The organism is Pseudomonas sp. 13B_2.1_Bac1 (genome assembly GCF_025466155.1).
Lineage (GTDB): Bacteria > Pseudomonadota > Gammaproteobacteria > Pseudomonadales > Pseudomonadaceae > Aquipseudomonas > Aquipseudomonas aylmerensis.
In genome coordinates, this window is the sequence record NZ_JANLOH010000109.1 from 132629 (window position 1) to 151213 (window position 18585).

16 protein-coding genes are annotated in these 18585 nt (G+C 61.5%); 6 read left to right on the forward strand and 10 right to left on the reverse strand.

The features are described from left to right. Window positions 1-8: 8 nt before the first annotated feature. The 3 genes from betT to mgrA all read left to right on the forward strand — a co-directional run bounded on the left by betT (window position 9) and on the right by mgrA (window position 4624). Window positions 9-1970, forward strand: coding sequence for a choline transporter BetT (betT, locus tag NTD80_RS28125; RefSeq protein WP_162946137.1), 1962 nt, complete (start codon window positions 9-11; stop codon window positions 1968-1970). A 179-nt stretch (window positions 1971-2149) separates the two neighbouring features. Continuing rightward, window positions 2150-3478 (forward strand): OprD family outer membrane porin, encoded by a 1329-nt coding sequence (locus NTD80_RS28130; RefSeq protein WP_083221307.1) that lies wholly within the window; start codon window positions 2150-2152, stop codon window positions 3476-3478. 108 nt (window positions 3479-3586) lie between these two features. After that, on the forward strand, window positions 3587-4624 hold the full coding sequence (gene mgrA, locus NTD80_RS28135; protein WP_010214105.1) for an L-glyceraldehyde 3-phosphate reductase: 1038 nt from the start codon (window positions 3587-3589) through the stop codon (window positions 4622-4624). Between the two features lie 398 nt (window positions 4625-5022). On the opposite strand, the gene tauD is transcribed toward mgrA, so the two are convergent. The 7 genes from tauD to NTD80_RS28170 form a co-directional block, all read right to left on the reverse strand. Further along, window positions 5023-5859 (reverse strand): taurine dioxygenase, encoded by an 837-nt coding sequence (gene tauD, locus NTD80_RS28140; protein WP_106805446.1) that lies wholly within the window; start codon window positions 5857-5859, stop codon window positions 5023-5025. A gap of 21 nt (window positions 5860-5880) precedes the next feature. Further along, window positions 5881-6717, reverse strand: coding sequence for a taurine ABC transporter permease TauC (tauC, locus tag NTD80_RS28145; protein ID WP_065899592.1), 837 nt, complete (start codon window positions 6715-6717; stop codon window positions 5881-5883). Then, window positions 6714-7493: a taurine ABC transporter ATP-binding subunit gene (gene tauB / locus NTD80_RS28150; protein WP_120447387.1), complete on the reverse strand. Its 780-nt coding sequence runs from the start codon at window positions 7491-7493 to the stop codon at window positions 6714-6716. The genes tauC and tauB overlap by 4 nt, the downstream gene beginning before the upstream one ends. Before the next feature lie 17 nt (window positions 7494-7510). Then, window positions 7511-8488, reverse strand: coding sequence for a taurine ABC transporter substrate-binding protein (gene tauA / locus NTD80_RS28155; RefSeq protein WP_262135644.1), 978 nt, complete (start codon window positions 8486-8488; stop codon window positions 7511-7513). 242 nt (window positions 8489-8730) lie between these two features. Continuing rightward, window positions 8731-10314 carry a glutamate--cysteine ligase gene (gene gshA / locus NTD80_RS28160; protein WP_065899595.1) on the reverse strand — a complete coding sequence of 528 codons (1584 nt, stop codon included), beginning with the start codon at window positions 10312-10314 and terminating at the stop codon, window positions 8731-8733. A 214-nt stretch (window positions 10315-10528) separates the two neighbouring features. After that, on the reverse strand, window positions 10529-10912 hold the full coding sequence (locus tag NTD80_RS28165; RefSeq protein ID WP_106805443.1) for a PaaI family thioesterase: 384 nt from the start codon (window positions 10910-10912) through the stop codon (window positions 10529-10531). Next, complete coding sequence (locus NTD80_RS28170) at window positions 10912-13236, reverse strand: Tex family protein (protein WP_065899597.1); 2325 nt, start codon at window positions 13234-13236, stop codon at window positions 10912-10914. The genes NTD80_RS28165 and NTD80_RS28170 overlap by 1 nt, the downstream gene beginning before the upstream one ends. Before the next feature lie 356 nt (window positions 13237-13592). On the opposite strand from NTD80_RS28170, the gene ompR reads away from it, so the two are divergent. Further along, on the forward strand, window positions 13593-14333 hold the full coding sequence (ompR, locus tag NTD80_RS28175) for a two-component system response regulator OmpR (RefSeq protein ID WP_065899598.1): 741 nt from the start codon (window positions 13593-13595) through the stop codon (window positions 14331-14333). Window positions 14334-14449: 116 nt separating this feature from the next. After that, window positions 14450-15763 carry an ATP-binding protein gene (locus NTD80_RS28180; protein WP_065899599.1) on the forward strand — a complete coding sequence of 438 codons (1314 nt, stop codon included), beginning with the start codon at window positions 14450-14452 and terminating at the stop codon, window positions 15761-15763. Window positions 15764-15863: 100 nt separating this feature from the next. On the opposite strand, the gene rimK is transcribed toward NTD80_RS28180, so the two are convergent. The 3 genes from rimK to NTD80_RS28195 are packed head-to-tail and all read right to left on the reverse strand — an operon-like array spanning window position 15864 to window position 18041. Further along, window positions 15864-16769 (reverse strand): 30S ribosomal protein S6--L-glutamate ligase, encoded by a 906-nt coding sequence (gene rimK / locus NTD80_RS28185; RefSeq protein ID WP_003187674.1) that lies wholly within the window; start codon window positions 16767-16769, stop codon window positions 15864-15866. Then, on the reverse strand, window positions 16766-17230 hold the full coding sequence (locus NTD80_RS28190) for an ATP-dependent zinc protease (protein WP_371856063.1): 465 nt from the start codon (window positions 17228-17230) through the stop codon (window positions 16766-16768). Before NTD80_RS28190 ends, rimK begins: the two co-directional genes overlap by 4 nt. Before the next feature lie 31 nt (window positions 17231-17261). After that, a complete protein-coding gene (locus NTD80_RS28195) occupies window positions 17262-18041 on the reverse strand; it encodes an EAL domain-containing protein (protein ID WP_106805442.1) in 780 nt (259 codons plus the stop codon). A 116-nt stretch (window positions 18042-18157) separates the two neighbouring features. Between NTD80_RS28195 and NTD80_RS28200 the strand changes: the two genes are divergently transcribed. Beyond that, window positions 18158-18565: an RNA-binding S4 domain-containing protein gene (locus tag NTD80_RS28200; RefSeq protein ID WP_078046385.1), complete on the forward strand. Its 408-nt coding sequence runs from the start codon at window positions 18158-18160 to the stop codon at window positions 18563-18565. Window positions 18566-18585 lie beyond the last annotated feature (20 nt).

The window sequence follows — 18585 nt, forward strand, 5'->3', positions numbered from 1 at the left end:
TGGTGCGCATGAATGCGCCCGTCTTCTACTTTGCTGCAACCTTCATCTTGCTGTTCGGCATCACTGTCATCGCTATCCCGCAACAGGCCGGCGCCTGGCTGCTGGCCGCGCAAAACTGGGCGGCCAATACGGTCGGCTGGTACTACATGCTGGCGATGACCCTGTATCTGGTCTTCGTGGTGGTCACCGCGCTATCGGGCTACGGCAAGATAAAACTCGGTGCCGACCACGACGAGCCCGAATTCAGTTACCTGTCCTGGGCCGGCATGTTGTTCGCCGCCGGGATCAGCATCACGCTGTTCTTCTTCTGCGTTTCCGAGCCGCTGACGCACCTGGTGCAACCGCCCCAGGGCGCACCGATGAATGCCGACGCCGCGCGCCAGGCCATGCAGATCCTGTTCCTGCACTGGGGCCTGCATGGCTGGGGCGTGTTCGCCTTTGTCGGCATGGCCCTGGCGTACTTCGCCTACCGGCATAACCTGCCGCTGGCGCTGCGTTCGGCGCTGTACCCGCTGATCGGCAAGCGCATCAACGGCCCCATCGGCTATGCGGTGGATGGCTTCGGCATTATCGCCACGGTGTTCGGCCTGGGGGCCGACATGGGTTTTGGTGTGCTGCACCTCAACTCTGGCCTCGACTACCTGTTTGGCATTGCCCATACCCAGTGGATCCAGGTCGGATTGATCACCTTGATGATGGGCGCGGCGATTCTTGTCGCGGTGGCCGGCGTCGACAAGGGCGTGCGAGTGATGTCCGACATCAACATGCTGCTGGCCTGTGCGCTGCTGCTGTTCGTGTTGTTCGCAGGGCCCACCCAGCACCTGCTCAACACGCTGATCCAGAACATCGGCGACTACCTTGGCGCGTTGCCGACCAAGAGTTTTGACGTGTACGCCTACGACAAGCCGAGCGACTGGCTCGGCGGCTGGACAGTGTTCTACTGGGCCTGGTGGATCGCGTGGTCGCCGTTTGTGGGCCTGTTTATCGCGCGGATTTCCCGCGGCCGGACCATCCGTGAGTTCGTCTTCGGCGTGCTGCTGATCCCGTTGGGCTTCACCCTGGCATGGATGTCGATCTTCGGCAACAGCGCTATCGACCAGGTGCTCAATCACGGGCTGACGGCACTCGGTCAGTCGGCCATCGATGACCCGTCGATGAGCCTGTACCTGCTGTTGGAAACCTACCCGTGGAGCAAGACGGTCATCGCGGTCACCGTGTTTATCAGCTTCGTATTCTTCGTGACCTCGGCCGACTCCGGCACCGTGGTGCTCTCGACCCTGTCGTCCAAGGGCGGCAACGCCGATGAAGACGGGCCGAAATGGCTGCGGGTGTTCTGGGGCGCGATGACGGCGCTGGTCACCAGCGCGCTGCTGTTTGCCGGCAGCATCGACTCGTTGAAATCAGCCGTGGTGCTGACCTCGCTGCCGTTCTCGATGATCTTGCTGCTGATGATGTGGGGGCTGCACAAGGCCTTCTACCTCGAGTCGCAAAAGCAGATCGCGCAGTTGCATTCGTTGGCGCCGATCTCGGCCTCCCGCAAGGGCCGAGGCGGCTGGCGCCAGCGCTTGAGCCAGGCCGTGCATTTCCCGTCACGCGATGAGGTGTACCGCTTCCTCGAATCGACGGTGCGCCCGGCGATCGAAGAAGTGACGGCGGTGTTCGTCGAGAAGGGCCTGAGCGTGGTCACTCAGCCGGACCCGGCCAACGACAGCGTCAGCCTTGAAATCGGGCATGGCGAGGAGCATCCATTCATCTACCAGGTGCAGATGCGCGGCTACTTCACGCCGTCGTTCGCCCGGGGTGGCATGGGTTCCAAAGAGATCAACAACCGTCGCTATTACCGCGCGGAAGTGCACCTGAGTGAGGGCAGCCAGGACTACGATCTGGTGGGCTACACCAAGGAGCAGATCATCAACGACATCCTCGACCAGTACGAGCGCCACCTGCAGTTCCTGCACCTGGTGCGCTGACCTGTAACTCCCCGCAAAGCCCCGTTCTACGGGGCTTTCTTAAATTTAATTTCATTCGTCAAACCCTCGGTTTGACGCGCAACTGTCATCTGGCCACTGCGTAATTGTGTGAAGCGTTTGACGCTTTCATTTCAAAACAGTGACGGAGACCGGTAACAATGAAGACGTTATTAAGCCCTATGGTGGGTGCCGCCATGGCGAGCTTTATGCTGTCCGCCCATGCCGATTTTATCGATGACAGCCACGCCGACGTGACCCTGCTCAATCGCTATCTCAACCAGCAGGGGCGTGATGTGGTCAACAGCAACGCCAAGGCCCACAGCATTCGCGATTGGGGCCAGGGTTTCGAGTTCAACTTCAAGTCGGGATATACCGAGGGGCCGGTGGGTTTCGGCTTGGATCTGCAGGCGTTCTACGGGCTGAAACTGGATTCCGGTGGCGACCTCAACGACAAGGATCACCAGGGCCGCTACCCCGGCAGCATGTTCCCGCTGGACAACGGCAAGTCCGCCGACCAGTTCGGCGTGCTCAGCCCGACGTTCAAGATGCGCTTTGCCCAGGACGAGCTACGCGTCGGTACGCTGTACGGCAACAACCCGGTCCTGGCCAACACCGACGGGCGCCTGTACCAGCAGACCAATACCGGCGTGCAACTGGTGTCCAAGGACCTTACCGACTTCACCTTCACCGGCGGCGATATCCTCAAGACCAAGATCCGTAACGAGACCGGCGACCAAGGCATGATCACCGCCGGCGGCACCAAGGAAAGCGATCGCTTCCTCTTCGGCGGTGCGGACTACACCGGCATCCAGAACACCACCGTCAGCCTCTGGTACTCCAACCTTGAGGACTACTACCAGCAGTTCTTCCTCGGTGCCAAGCGCCATGACGCTTTGTCGGTCGGCGCGATCGACACCGATGTGCGGGTGTTCCGCAGCCTGGGCGTGGGCGGCAACGCCGACGGTGACAAGGACTTCGCGGCGGCGGGGCTCTACGGTGACGGCGTGAACAAGGGGCGCATCAACCAGACCACCGCCAGCTTGCTTGAGAGCTACAGCCTGGACGGCCATACCGTCGGCCTGGGTATCCAGAAAAACAGCGGCGACAGCGACTTTCCCTACCTGGATTCCGGCTTGAACAGCGGCGACAACCGCCAGGGCCCAGGTTCAGGTGCCGACACTCCGGCCCTGACCAACATGCAGTTGAACAAATTCCAGCATGCCGGCGAGCGCACCTGGCTGGCGCAGTACAAATATGACTTCGGCAAACTCGGCCTCACCGGCCTGACGTTCTCCGCGGCGTATGCCCACGGCGATGACATCCGCACCGCACAAGGCACCACCAGCGAATGGGAACGTAACGTTGCCGTGGCGTATCAAGTCCCCACCGGCACCCTCAAAGGGCTCGGTGTGACCTGGAAAAATGCCCACGCCAGCCCGGACATCAGCGGTGCCACCGTGCAAGATGAAAACCGCTTTTATGTCAGCTATGTCGTTCCACTCTGGTAGGCAATTGCTGTAAAACGGAAAGGCAGACTTAAGCGATTCAGCTGGTTAAAAGGCCTGGGAATAACCTTATTCCCAGGCCTTATTTGCCTACGTCCAAGAGAGGATTCGATGACTTACATTGCTGCCGAAAACCGCTATGAATCTATTCCGTATCGCCGCGTAGGCCGCAGTGGACTGGTGCTGCCGGCACTGTCCCTGGGGCTGTGGCACAACTTTGGCGACAGCACCCCGATCGACACCCAGCGCGCCCTGTTGCGCACCGCGTTCGACCTGGGGATCAACCACTTCGACCTAGCCAACAACTACGGCCCGCCGTACGGCAGCGCCGAGATCAACTTCGGCCGTTTGCTGCGCGAAGACTTCAAGCACTACCGCGACGAATTGATCATCTCCAGCAAGGCCGGCTGGGACATGTGGCCCGGCCCCTACGGCCAGGGCGGCGGTTCGCGCAAATACGTGCTGGCCAGCCTCGACCAGAGCCTGCAACGCCTGGGCGTCGACTACGTGGATATTTTCTACTCGCACCGGTTTGATGCCGACACCCCCCTGGAAGAAACCGCCAGCGCCCTCGCCACCGCCGTGCAGCAAGGCAAGGCGTTGTACATCGGCATCTCTTCCTACTCCGGGGTAAAAACCCGCGAAATCGCCGCGCTGCTCAAAGAGTGGAAAGTGCCACTGTTGATCCACCAACCGGCCTACAACCTGCTCAACCGTTGGGTGGAAAAAGACCTGCTGGACACCACCGAAGAACTCGGTGCCGGGGTGATTGCATTCACACCGCTGGCTCAAGGGCTGCTGACCGACAAGTACCTCAACGGCGTGCCGGCCGACGCACGAGTGAATCGTCCGGGTGGCGGTTCGTTGCAGGCCAAGCACCTGTCTGAAGCCAACATCGCCCATGTGCGCGCGCTGAATGAAATTGCCCAGCGCCGTGGCCAGAGTCTGGCGCAACTGGCCCTGGCCTGGACCTTGCGCGACCCACGGGTGACCAGTGCGCTGATCGGTGCGAGCCGGCCGGAGCAGATCATTGAAAACGTCGGGGCTTTGAAGAACCTGAGCTTCAGTGCCGAAGAACTGGCGGAGATCGATCGGTTCGCGCAGGAAGGCGGGATCAACTTGTGGGAGAAGCCGTCTACTGCTGAGTAATCTGCAGTAGTCGGTCACTGTGGGAGCCGGGCTTGCCCGCGATGGCGGTGGGTCAGTTGATGATGGTGTTGGCTGGGCTACCGCTTTCGCAGGCAAGCCAGCTCCCACAGTTGATCTTCAGTGGGGCGAATTTCCTTGGCCCGACTCGGTCACTGTGGGAGCCGGGCTTGCCTGTGAGGGTGGTGTGTCAGTCGATGAAGGTGTTGGCTGATCCACCGCTTTCGCAGGCAAGCCAGCTCCCACAGTTGATCTTCAGTGGGGCGATTTTTTTCGGCACGATCCAAATCACTGTGGGAGCCGGGCTTGCCCGCGATGGCGGTGGGTCAGTCGATGAAGGTGTTGGCTGGGCTACCGCTGTCGCAGGCAAGCCAGCCCCCTCCCTCGATCATCTGTGTGATCTAGAACGGCACATCCCCCAAGATCGTCGCCCGGTGCATCACTCGCCGTTGCGGCCGGTAGTCATCTACCGCGTAATGCTGAGTCACGCGGTTGTCCCAGAACGCCACGTCATTTTCCTGCCAACGCCAGCGAATGGTGAACTCCGGGCGGGTCGCGTGAGCAAACAGCAGCTTCAGGATCGCTTCGCTTTCGGCAGGTTCGAGCTCATTGATCCTGGTGGTAAATCCATCGCTCACAAACAACGATTTACGCCCACTCACCGGATGCGTGCGCACCACCGGATGCGACAGCGGCGGGTTTTTCTTGCGGGTTTCTTCCCAGCGCGCCAGGTCTTCGGCGGTGTTGCCGAAGCGTTCCAGCGGGAAGGATTTGGTGAAGTCGTGGGTGGCGGTAAGCCCGTCGAGCAAGCGCTTCAACGGCTCGGACAGCGCCTCATACGCCGCGATGCCACTGGCCCACAACGTGTCGCCACCAAACGCCGGCAGCAGTTTGGCGCTGAGCACCGCGCCAAGCGCCGGGGTGGGCAGGAACGTCACATCGGTGTGCCACACGGCGTTGTCACGCACGTCGGTGACGGCGGTGTCGAGGATCAGCACTTCGGGCTGTTCCGGCACGTTGGGGTAAATCGGGTGGATATGCAGGTCGCCGAAATTCGCCGCGAACCGCGCCTGTTGCTGCGGGGTGATCGGCTGGCCTCGGAAGAACAGCACCGAGTGCGTGAGCAACGCCTGTTCGATGGCGTCGCGCTGTTCGACGTTCAGCGGCTGGGTGATATCGACGCCACTGATCTGGGCGCCCAGGGCGGTGCTTAATGGCGTAACGGTCAGGCTGCTCATGCGGTTCTCGTCAATAAGTGCTTAGTGTGCCTGGCCATGCCAAGGCACCAATTTGCGCTGCAGGGCGCGCAGGCCCATTTCCATGGCGAAGGCGATCAGTGCGATCACCAGGATCCCCAGTACCACCACATCGGTGACCAGGAACTGCGCCGCCGACTGCACCATGAACCCCAGGCCGCTGGTGGCCGCGATCAGCTCGGCAGCAACCAAGGTCGACCAGCCCACACCCAGGCCGATGCGTACGCCGGTGAGAATGTCGGGCAGGGCGCTCGGCAGGATCACATGGCGAATCAACTGGGCGCGGGTCGCACCCAGCGACTGTGCCGCGCGCAGTTTGGCCGGGTCGACGGTGCGCACACCGGTCGCGGTGGCGATGGCAATCGGGGCAAAGATCGCCAGGTAAATCAGCAGTACCTTGGACAGCTCGCCGATGCCGCACCAGATCACGATCAGCGGCAGATACGCCAACGGCGGAATCGGCCGGTAGAACTCGATCAGCGGGTCGAGAATGCCACGCGCAATACGGTTGGCGCCGATGGCAATACCCACCGGCACGGCGGTCAGCACTGCAAAGCCCAGGCCCAGGCCGATACGGCTGAGGCTCGCGCCCAAGTGCTGCCATAGGGTGGAATCCATGTAGCCCGTGGTCGCCAGCAGCCAGCCTTTTTGCAGCACGGCAGACGGCGGCGGCAGGAACAGTGGCTCGATCAGGCCGGTGGCGGTCACGGCCCACCAGATGGCCAGCAAGGCCACCAGGGTCAGCAGGCTGATCCAGCGCGTGCTCAGGCTGCGGCGCACGGGGATAACGGCGTGCGTCACCGGCTTGGTCGCGGTGGCGGGAAGTTCGTAGCTGCTCATGCGGACACCTGCCGTTGCGAGAACACTTTGCCCAGCACGTGTTCGCGGGTTTCGATAAAGCGCGGGTCGGATTTGATCGCCCGCGCCGACTCACCGGCGGCGTAGCGTTGGCCAAAGTCCAGGTGCAGGCGTTCGACGATCTGGCCGGGGTTGGGCGCCAGCAGGATCAAGTCAGTGGCGAGAAATACCGCCTCTTCGATGTCATGGGTGATCAGGAATACCGGCTTGGCCGTGCGCCGCCAGACTTGCAGCAACAGCTCCTGCATCTGCTCGCGGGTAAAGGCATCGAGGGCGCCGAAGGGTTCGTCCATCAGCAGCACGCGCGGGTCTGCTGCCAAGGCGCGGGCCAGGCCGACGCGCTGTTTCTGGCCGCCGGAGAGCTGCCAGATGCGGCGGCTGTCGAAACCGGCGAGGTCCACCAGTGCGAGCATTTCCCGGGCGCGCACTTCGCGTTGAGCCTTGGCCACTCCGGCCAGTTCGAGGCCGAAGCCGACGTTGGCAAGCACGTCCTGCCAGGGCAGCAGGGCGTCGTCCTGGAACACCACGCCACGTTCGGCGCTCGGGCCTTTGACCGGCACGCCATCAAGGGTGATGCGCCCGGCGGATGGTTCGACAAAGCCGGCAATCAGATTCAACAGCGAAGTCTTGCCACTGCCGGACGGGCCGAGGGCCACCAGCAATTGCTGGGGCCCAAGCTCCAATGAAATATCAGACAGTACCGGTTCTGTGGCGCCTGGGTACTGTGCGCTGATGCGCTCCAGTTGTAGCAAGGCCATCGCGATGAACTCCTGAATCAGTTAGTGATGAACTTGGCGCTGACGTAAGGGGCGTAGTCCGGCAGCACGGCGTCGACCTTGCCTTGCTCCTTCAAGAACGCTGCAGTGTCGGTCACCGCCTTGGTGGTCGGGGCGCCCAGCAGGGTCACCTGGTCAGCCGCCAATGGATAGACGTTGCCTTGCAGCAGCAGCGGGATATCACTGGCCTTGGCGCCGGAGAGCTTCACCAGTTTGTCGACGTTGCCTTTGTCAGCGATCCAGGCTTGTGGGTCTTTGCGGTACGCGGCGTAGGCGTCCAGGGTGACCTTGGCGAAGGCCGTGACGATTTCCGGGTGCTTCTCGGCAAAATCCTTACGCACGATCCACGCATCGAAGGTCGGCGCGCCGAACTTGGCCAGTTCGCCGGAGGTGATCAGCACCTTGCCGTTTTCCTTGGCCACGCCCAGGGCGGGGTCCCATACGTAAGTGGCATCGATGTCAGCGCGCTTCCAGGCGGCGATGATTGCCGGCGGGGCGAGGTTGAGGATGGTCACTTTCGAAGGGTCGATGTTCCAGTGCTTCAGCGCAGCCAGCAGGCTGTAGTGACCGGTGGACACGAACGGTACCGCGACTTTCTTGCCGACCAGGTCCTGCGGGCTGTTGATCCCCGAGCCGTTGCGCGCTACCAGGGCTTCGGCACCGCCGATCTGGGTGGCAACGAGGAAGGTTTCCACCGGCACTTTGCGCGTGATCGCTGCGGTCAGCGGGCTGGAACCGAGGTAGCCGATCTGCACGTCGCCGGAGGCGATGGCGGCGATGATGTCGGCGCCGTTGTCGAATTTGCGCCAATCGATCTTGGCGTTGGTGGCTTTTTCATAAGCACCGTCGGCCTGGGCGACTTTCGCCGGGTCCACGGTGGTCTGGTAGGCGATGGTTACATCCGCCGCTTGGGCAAACAGACTGGCACCGGCCAAGGACAACGCCGCCAGGAGGCGCAGTGGGGTCAAAAGTTTCAAAGGGAAGCTCCTCAATCAGGCGGCCGAGGGTCGGCGTGTGAGGAGACTAAATGATCTAAGAATCCGAAAATAAATAACATTTTCGAATTAGCTTATGAGGAGAAGAATGAATGCTGGTGTTGAGGGCGCATTGGCCAAATGTGCGAGCTGGCTTGCCTGCGATGCTCATGACTCGGTAGTTCAGATCTACCGGGTTGATGCTATCGCAGGCAAGCCAGCTCCCGCGGGGACGGCGTGATGCCTTAGTTACTGATCGCCAGGATACTGGCCTGGTACGACCCGACAAACACGTCAAAATCGCCCACTTCGTTCTGTTCCAGCTCCGCCTGTTGTGCCAGCGACGTGCGCGCCAGCTCTTCAAAGCGCGCCTGCTCTTCGGCTGGCAATGGCTCGCGGCGAAAATGCTCAGCGTGGACCTCGCTCTGATGCAGGGAGAACTGCGCAAAACTCTCTTTGCGCTCGGCCATCGCCGCCAGCACTTGGGCCGATGGCGTCAGGGACGGGTCCTTGACCTTGGCCAGTTGGGCGTCCAGCGCCTCGCTGTGTTCGCTGATGCCGTGGCTCGCATCCAGCAGGGCCGCCAGCGGTGCAATCTGCTCGAGCAATTCGGTGGCCCATTCCTTCATGTCCACTGCCTGGCCCTGGCGTTGCAATTGCAGGCCCGGACGCCGGCCTTCCTTGACCACGCTGAGGAAGTTGGACGTGGCGTTGCCGCATTCGTTATTGGCGAACAACGGGCTGTCGTTCAGCGCGCAGTACAGCAGGAACGCGTCGAGGAAGCGCGACTCCGGCAGGTCGATACCCATCGGCAGGAACGGGTTGATGTCCAGGCAGCGTACTTCGATGTACTGGATGCCACGCGCCATCAGCGCCTGGATCGGCCGTTCGCCGGTGTAGGTCACGCGCTTGGGGCGGATGTTGGAGTAGTACTCGTTTTCGATCTGCAGGATGTTGGTGTTGAGTTGTACCCATTCACCGTCCTTGTGCGTGCCGACTTCGACGTAGGGCGCGTAGGGCGTTGCCACCGCTTCGCGCAGGCTGTCGGTGTAGCTGGCCAGATCGTTGTAGCACGGCGTCAGGCCGGCCTGGGCGTTGCTCTGGTAACCCAGGTCGCTCATGCGCAGGCTGGTGGCGTACGGCAGGTACAGGGTGTCGGCGTCGAGCACTTCCAATTGATGCGAGCGACCGCGCAGGAAGCCCGCGTCCAGTGCCGGCGAGGCCCCGAACAGGTACATCAACAGCCAGCTGTAGCGGCGGAAGTTGCGGATCAGCGCGATATAGGCAGTGGACTGGTAGTCGCGGTCGGTGCCGACAAAACCTTCCGTCTCCTTGAGCAGCGGCCACAACTGTTCCGGCAGCGAGAAGTTGTAGTGGATACCGGCGATGCACTGCATGGTCTTGCCGTAACGCAGGGCCAGGCCCTTGCGGTACACGTACTTGAGCTGTCCGATATTGGAGGTGCCGTAGTAGGCAATCGGAATGTCTTCCTCGGCCGGCAACGGGCACGGCATCGAAGGGCTCCACAGGTATTCGCTGCCGAGCTTGGTGTAGGCAAAGCGATGGATCTTGTCCAGGCTGCTCAGGGTATCGGCCGGGTTGGGCAGGGCTGGGGTGATGAACTCCAGCAGCGATTCCGAGTAGTCGGTGGTGATCTGTTCATGGGTCAACGCGGCGCCCAGGGCTTCGGGGTGCGGCGTTTGCGCCAGGCGACCCTCGCCGGTGACACGTAGGCATTCACGCTCGATGCCGTGCAAGCATTGCTCTAGCAGGGAGAGGTGTTCGCGCTTGCCGAGCAGGGCCAGGCGGCGGTTGAGAAGTTCGCTCAAGTTAGATTCCTTCACGCGTCAGTCGCCCCAATATGGGGGTGGGCAAGACGGTCTACAAGGGTGAAGTTAAAACTGGCGTTATCGCCTGGTTTTGAGTCGATTTGACTCGCTTTGGAAAAGCCTACTTCACTCCTTGAATTGGGCTATAGCGCAGCAAGAAAATTCCGACGCTGTTGTCGCAGCGCCGAAATTAACTCAAATCGAGGGCGGGGAGCTATAGGACAGCGAAGGTGCCTTGTGCTTTTGCGACCAGTTTTTCGTCCTGGTACACGTCGGCCTCGACCACCAGGGTGCGTCGACCGGCGTGAATCACGCGGCTGGTGCATAACACGTCACCGTCGGAGACCGCGCGAATGTAATTGATCTTGCATTCGATGGTCGCGCTTTGCTGGTCGAACCCATGGGAACTGGAACAGGCCAGCCCCATGGTGATGTCCACGAGGCTGAAAATCGCCCCGCCATGGAGCTTGCCTGCGCGGTTGCGCAGTTGCGGCTCCAGGGTCAGGGCCACCTCGGCAACGCCTTCGTCCAGGCGTTGCAGGCGGCAGCCGATCAGTTCGCTGAAGGCGCTCTGGGTCAAGCCGGCTGGGATTTCCATCAGCGTTTCTTCAACTGTTTGGCGTTGGCGAACAGCGAGGCCATGGCGTTGTTGGACGGCGCGGCGGTCGCGGTTTCCTTGCGCGGCGCGTTGTTCTGCGACTGGCGCGGCGCCGAGCCTGGGCGGGCACCGCGAGCCCCGTCGATTTTCTCGCCGGGGGTGTCGCTCATGCGCATCGACAGGCCGACGCGCTTGCGCGGGATGTCGACTTCCATGACCTTGACCTTGACCACGTCACCGGCTTTCACCGCTTCACGCGGGTCCTTGATGAATTTCTCCGAAAGCGCAGAGATGTGCACCAAACCGTCCTGATGCACGCCGATGTCCACAAAGGCACCGAAGTTGGTCACGTTGGTCACCACACCTTCGAGGATCATGCCCAGTTGCAGGTCCTTGAGGTCTTCGACGCCGTCCTGGAACTCGGCGGTCTTGAACTCGGGACGCGGGTCACGGCCGGGTTTTTCCAGCTCTTGCAGGATGTCGGTGATGGTCGGCACACCGAAGGTTTCATCGGTGTACTTTTTCGGATCCAGGCGCTTGAGGAACGCGGCGTCGCCGATCAGCGAGCGGATGTCGCGGTCGGTCTCGGCCGCAATGCGCTGCACCAGCGGGTAGGCTTCCGGGTGAACCGCCGAGGCGTCCAGCGGGTTGTCGCCATTCATCACGCGCAGGAAGCCGGCGGCCTGTTCGAAGGTTTTTTCACCCAGGCGTGCGACTTTTTTCAGCGCGGCGCGGGTTTTGAACGCGCCGTTCTCGTCACGGTGGGTGACGATGTTCTGCGCCAGGGTCGAATTGAGGCCGGAGATCCGCGCCAGCAGCGCCACGGAGGCGGTGTTCACGTCCACGCCCACGGCGTTTACGCAGTCTTCCACGACCGCGTCCAGGCCGCGCGCCAGTTTCAGCTGCGACACGTCGTGCTGGTACTGGCCGACACCGATGGATTTAGGGTCGATTTTCACCAGTTCGGCCAGCGGATCCTGCAGGCGACGGGCGATGGACACCGCACCACGGATCGACACGTCGAGGTCCGGGAATTCCTTGGACGCCAGCTCCGACGCCGAATACACCGAAGCACCGGCCTCGGAGACCATGACCTTGGTCATCTTCATGGCTGGGTATTTTTTGATCAGTTCGGCGGCCAGCTTGTCGGTCTCACGGCTGGCGGTGCCATTGCCGATGGCGATCAGGTCCACGGCGTGCTTGGCGCACAGGGCCGCCAGGATCGCCAGGGTCTGGTCCCACTTGTTGTGTGGCACGTGCGGGTACACGGTCGCGTGGTCCAGCAGCTTGCCGGTGGCATCGACCACGGCGACCTTGCAGCCGGTACGCAGGCCCGGGTCGAGGCCCAGGGTCGCACGCGGGCCGGCCGGGGCGGCCAACAGCAGGTCGTGCAGGTTGTGGGCGAAGACGTTGATCGCTTCGGTTTCGGCGCCGTCGCGCAACTCGCCCAGCAGGTCGGTTTCCAGGTGGGTGTAGAGCTTGACCTTCCAGGTCCAACGCACCACTTCGCCCAGCCACTTATCTGCAGGACGGTTCTGATTTTGAATGCCGAATTGTTGACCGATCATGCCTTCGCACGGGTGCATGGTGCCCGGCAGCTCGTCGCCGACTTTCAGCGCGGAACTGAGAATGCCTTCGTTGCGGCCTCGGAAAATCGCGAGCGCGCGGTGGGACGGCATGCTTTTCAGCGGTTCGTCGTGTTCGAAATAATCGCGGAACTTGGCGCCTTCTTCCTCTTTGCCGGCGATGACGCGGGCGCTGAGGGTGGCTTCCTGCTTGAGGTAGGTGCGCAGTTTTTCCAGCAGGCTGGCGTTTTCGGCAAAACGCTCCATGAGGATGTACTTGGCGCCTTCGAGGGCGGCCTTGACGTCGGCGACACCTTTTTCGGCGTCGATAAAGCGCGCGGCTTCGGTTTCCGGGGTCAGCGACGGGTCGTTGAACAGGCCGTCAGCCAACTCGCCGAGGCCGGCTTCCAGGGCAATCTGGCCCTTGGTGCGGCGCTTCTGTTTGTACGGCAGGTACAGGTCTTCGAGACGGGTCTTGGTGTCGGCGAGCTTGATGTCGCGTTCCAGTTGCGGGGTCAGCTTGCCCTGTTCCTCGATGCTGGCGAGGATGCTGATACGCCGTTCGTCGAGTTCTCGCAGGTAGCGCAGGCGCTCTTCCAGGTGTCGCAGTTGGGTGTCGTCGAGGCTGCCGGTCACTTCTTTACGGTAACGGGCGATGAAGGGCACCGTGGAGCCTTCATCCAGTAGAGCGACGGCCGCTTCGACCTGTTGTGGGCGTACACCGAGTTCCTCGGCGATGCGGCTGTTGATGCTGTCCATAAAACCACCTGAAATTCTTAGAAGCAGCCCGCAGGCCCGGAAAACAAGGCCTTGCGCGGCTGGTTGAGCGGCCCGACTGGCGCCGCTGCCTGGGTCAAGAGGCTGCCTATTGACCCTCGAAATCGAAAAAATCACGACAAGCGGGTGAAAAAAGCCCGGCAGTAAACGGTAACGATCTGACGTTGCCCTGCACGACGGCGCCGCATTATAACCAGCGTTCTGTCCTTGGGGGGTACTGCGCCCGTGGTTGTGGGACGCGGGTTCGCTGGCAGTAGAGGAAAAATCTGCTAACAATGCACACGGTGCGTATAACGGCAGCTACGCCATAATGCGCGCCGAGATAAGAGGAGCATCCAATGAGCAGCACTGCACAAACTGCTGAAGGCGAAAAAATTCTCATCGTTGATGACGATCCGGGGCTGAGCAGCCTGCTGGAGCGTTTCTTCAACTCCAAGGGCTATCGTGCCCGCGCGGTGCCGAACACCGAGCAAATGGACCGCCTGTTGGGGCGTGAAGTGTTCAACCTGGTCGTGCTCGACCTGATGTTGCCCGGCGAAGACGGCCTCACCGCCTGCAAGCGCCTGCGCAGCGCGAACAACCAGATTCCGATCATCATGCTCACCGCCAAGGGTGATGAGTTGAGCCGCATCAAGGGCCTCGAACTGGGCGCTGATGACTACCTGGCCAAGCCGTTCAACCCTGACGAGCTGATGGCCAGGGTCAAGGCCGTGCTGCGTCGCCAGGCCGCTCCGGTACCCGGTGCCCCAGGCAGCGAAGACGAGAGCGTCACATTTGGCGACTACGAACTGTCGCTGGCCACTCGTGAGCTCAAGCGCGGCGATGAAGTGCACATGCTCACCACCGGCGAATTCGCCGTGCTCAAGGCGCTGGTGATGAACGCGCGCCAGCCGCTGACCCGCGACAAGCTGATGAACCTGGCCCGTGGCCGGGAGTGGGACGCCCTGGAGCGCTCCATCGACGTGCAGATCTCCCGTCTGCGTCGGATGATCGAGCCGGATCCGTCCAAACCACGGTACATCCAGACGGTATGGGGCGTGGGCTATGTGTTTGTGCCGGATGGCACCGCAACAAAGTGACCAATGATTTGCAGGGCGGGCATTCCAACGTTTGACTCCATGAGGGTCGACGGGATGCCCGGCGTCTGCAATTCTGCGAGCGCCGCTCGTTCCTGCCAGGTGTCCAGCTGTCTTCTATGAAAACCCCTCTTTGGTTCCCGCAAAGTTTTTTCTCCCGCACCCTTTGGCTGGTGCTGATCGTCGTTCTGTTTTCCAAGGCGCTCACGCTGGTTTATCTGTTGATGAACGAAGACGTGCTGGTGGATCGGCAGTACAGCCACGGTGTCGCCCTGACATTACGTGGCTATTGGGCAGCCGATCCCGAGAGTCGTGAAAAAATCGCCAAGGCGTCGACATTGATTCGGGTTGACGGGGCCGGCGTGCCGGAAGGCGAGCAACATTGGCCTTACAGCGAGATCTACCAGCGCCAGATGCAGGCCGAGCTGGGCGAGGACACCGAAGTTCGGTTGCGCATGCATGTATCACCCGCATTGTGGGTGAGGGCGCCGAGCCTGGGGGATGCCTGGATCAAGGTGCCGCTGTACCCGCACCCGCTGCGGGGGCAGAAGATCTGGAACGTGCTGGGCTGGTTCCTGGCGATCGGGCTGCTCTCAACCGCCTCGGCGTGGATTTTCGTGCGCCAGCTCAACCAGCCACTCAAGCGCCTGGTCTTTGCTGCGCGCCAGCTGGGGCAGGGTCGCAGCGTGCGCTTGCCGGTCAGCGATACGCCCAGTGAGATGACCGAGGTGTATGGCGCGTTCAACCAGATGGCAGAGGACGTTGAACAGGCCGGGCGCGAACGCGAGCTGATGCTGGCGGGCGTGTCCCATGACCTGCGCACACCGTTGACGCGCTTGCGGCTTTCTCTGGAACTGATGGGCAATCATTCCGACCTGACCGATGACATGGTTCGCGATATCGAGGACATGGACGCGATTCTCGACCAGTTCCTGGCGTTTATCCGCGATGGTCGTGACGAGGTGGTGGAGGAGGTCGACCTGACGGACCTGGTGCGTGAGGTGGTAGCGCCTTACAACCAGAACGGCGAACAGGTACGCATGCGCCTGGAACCGATCCAGCCGTTTGCGCTGCGCCGGGTGTCCATGAAGCGTTTGTTGAACAACCTCATCGGCAACGCCTTGCACCATGCCGGCTCGGATGTGGAAGTGGCGGCGTATGTGTCCGGCGACAGCGCGGCACCTTATGTGGTGCTGAGTGTGATGGACCGTGGCACCGGCATTGACCCGGCCGAGCTGGAAGGCATCTTCAACCCGTTCACCCGTGGCGATCGTGCGCGGGGTGGCAAGGGCACTGGTCTGGGGTTGGCAATCGTCCGCCGGATCGCCTCGATGCACGGCGGCAATGTCGAGCTGCGCAACCGCGAAGGGGGCGGCCTGGAAGCGCGCGTACGGCTGCCGCTTGGCCTGATGTTGCCCCGCGACGCGGTGTAGCGGCAGGTCCAGCTTCAAGCTTCAAGCTATAAGCTGCAAGAGCAAGGCAAGCCGATTTGCTCTTTCTTGCAGCTTGAGGCTTGCAGCTTACAGCTTGAGACTAGCCTTTGCCCTTGGTCCTGGTCATGTTCGGCCCGCCATTTTTCTCCAGGTGCTGGATGATGATCCCCGCCACGTCCTTGCCGGTGGTGGTCTCGATGCCTTCCAGGCCCGGTGATGAGTTCACTTCCATCACCAGCGGGCCATGGTTGGATCGCAGGATATCCACACCCGCCACGCTCAACCCCATTACCTTGGCTGCACGCAGCGCGGTCATGCGTTCTTCAGGGGTGATCTTGATCAGGCTGGCGCTGCCGCCACGGTGCAGGTTGGAGCGGAACTCACCGGGCTTGGCCTGGCGCTTCATGGCGGCAATCACCTTGTCGCCCACCACGAAGCAACGGATATCCGCGCCACCGGCTTCCTTGATGTATTCCTGCACCATGATGTTCTGCTTGAGCCCCATGAACGCCTCGATCACCGACTCGGCGGCGGTCGCGGTTTCACACAGCACCACACCGATGCCCTGGGTGCCTTCCAGTACTTTGATCACCAACGGCGCGCCGTTGACCATCTCGATCAGGTCAGGGATGTCATCGGGCGAGTGGGCAAAGCCGGTTACCGGCAGGCCAATGCCGCGACGCGAGAGCAATTGCAGCGAGCGCAGCTTGTCCCGTGAGCGGGCGATGGCCACCGATTCATTGAGGGGGAACACGCCCATCATTTCAAACTGGCGCAACACTGCGCAGCCATAGAACGTCACCGAGGCGCCGATCCGCGGGATCACCGCATCAAACCCTTCCAGCGGCTTGCCCCGGTAGTGGATCTGCGGCTTGTGGCTGGCAATGTTCATGTAGGCACGCAACGTGTCGATCACCACCATTTCGTGGCCACGTTCGGTGCCGGCCTCGACCAGGCGGCGGGTGGAATACAGACGCGGGTTTCGCGACAGCACAGCAATCTTCATGCAGCACCTGGGGCAGAAATAGTAGAGACCGGGAACACCGGCTTGTCTTGAACGTACTTGACGCCGGGATTGACCACCAGATGGCCGTCAATCAGCGCCTTGGAACCCAGCAACAGGCGGTAACGCATGGCCTTGCGGCAGGCCAGGGTGAACTCCACCCGCCATACCCGATCCCCCATCGCCAAGGTGGTGCTGATCACATAGCGAACCTGCGCATGGCCGTTGGAGCTCTTGATGGTTTTCATCGTCACCAGGGGCGCTTCGCAGCGGCGGTGACGCAGTTGCACCACGCTGCCCAGGTGGGCGGTGAAGCGCACCCACTTCTCACCGTCGCGCTCAAACGGCTCGATATCGGTGGCGTGCAGGCTGGAGGTGCTGGCACCGGTGTCGATCTTCGCGCGCAGGCCTGCCACTCCCAGATCGGGAAGTGCCACCCACTCACGCAGACCCACAACGGTCAAATGGTCAAATGTCTTCAATATGGGTAACCGGTCAATTCGCCCAGGCGCGCGGGGAAACCTCGGCCAGGGCTTTGAATGCGGGCTTGGCGAACCAATAACCCTGCATCAGAAATATTCCGCAGTCGGACAGGAAATCGCGTTCGCCGGCACTTTCGATGCCTTCGGCGATGACAGTAACCCCCAACTGCTCACAGATTGTGACAATCCCCTGGACGATCACCTGACGGACACGGTCCTGATCGACATCGCGGATCAGCGCCATGTCGAGTTTGATCAAGTCAGGTTGGAAATCGGCCAGCAGATTCAGCCCCGAATAGCCCGCGCCGAAATCGTCGATGGCGGTCTTGAAGCCGAATTCACGATATTCACGCAGAATATTGGTCAAATGGCGATAGTTATCTACGTGCTCGCTTTCCAGTGTCTCGAAAATCAGTTGGTCCAGCGGAAAATTGTGCGCGCGAGCCGCCTCCAGGGTGCTGCGGATGCACAACTCCGGACGGTATACGGCGTTGGGCATGAAGTTGATGGAAAGGTGGGTTTGCATGCCCAGTGCGCTGGCCTGGGCAATTGCCTGGGTCCGGCAGCGCTGGTCGAAACGGTAGCGGTTGCTGTCGTTGACCTGCTCTAGTACCGACATCGCGCCTTCGCCATTGATACCGCGCACCAAGGCTTCGTTGGCAAAAATCGTATGGTCTCGCAGGTCTACGATAGGTTGGTAGGCAAAGGCAAAGTCGAAACCCAAGGGCTCGCTTTGCTGGCACCCCACGCACCGTTGGTTAGGCGAGGTGAGTGAAATAGGAAAGTCGGTCACGGTGAATCCTCGCGAAATCAGGGTGCTACCTGGCGTATCTTAGGTGAGCCTTGGGGTTTATGCGTCGAAGGGTTTCAACGGTAAAGTTGCGACATTTTTCAGAGCGGGGAATTCAAGTGGCTCAAAAGCAGGAAGAGGAAGAAAAGGTCCGTCTGGACAAGTGGTTGTGGGCCGCGCGGTTCTACAAAACACGTGCCCTGGCCAAGGCTGCCATCGAGAGCGGCAAGGTGCATCATCGCGGCGAGCGCTGCAAGCCGGGCAAAGAGCCACGTGTCGGTGATGAGTTGCAGATTCGTACAGGCTTTGACGAGAAGACCGTAGTGGTCCAGGCGCTTTCGATTGTGCGCCGTGGTGCGCCCGAAGCGCAGGCGTTGTACACCGAGACCGAAGCGAGTATCGCCAAGCGCGAAAACGCGGCGGCCATGCGCAAGGCGGGCGCCACCGGCATGACCACCGATGGCAAGCCGAGCAAGAAGCAACGCCGCGACCTGTTCAAGTTTCGCGGCAGTGGCAATGACGACTAGCTCCGCCGGCGACCCATATC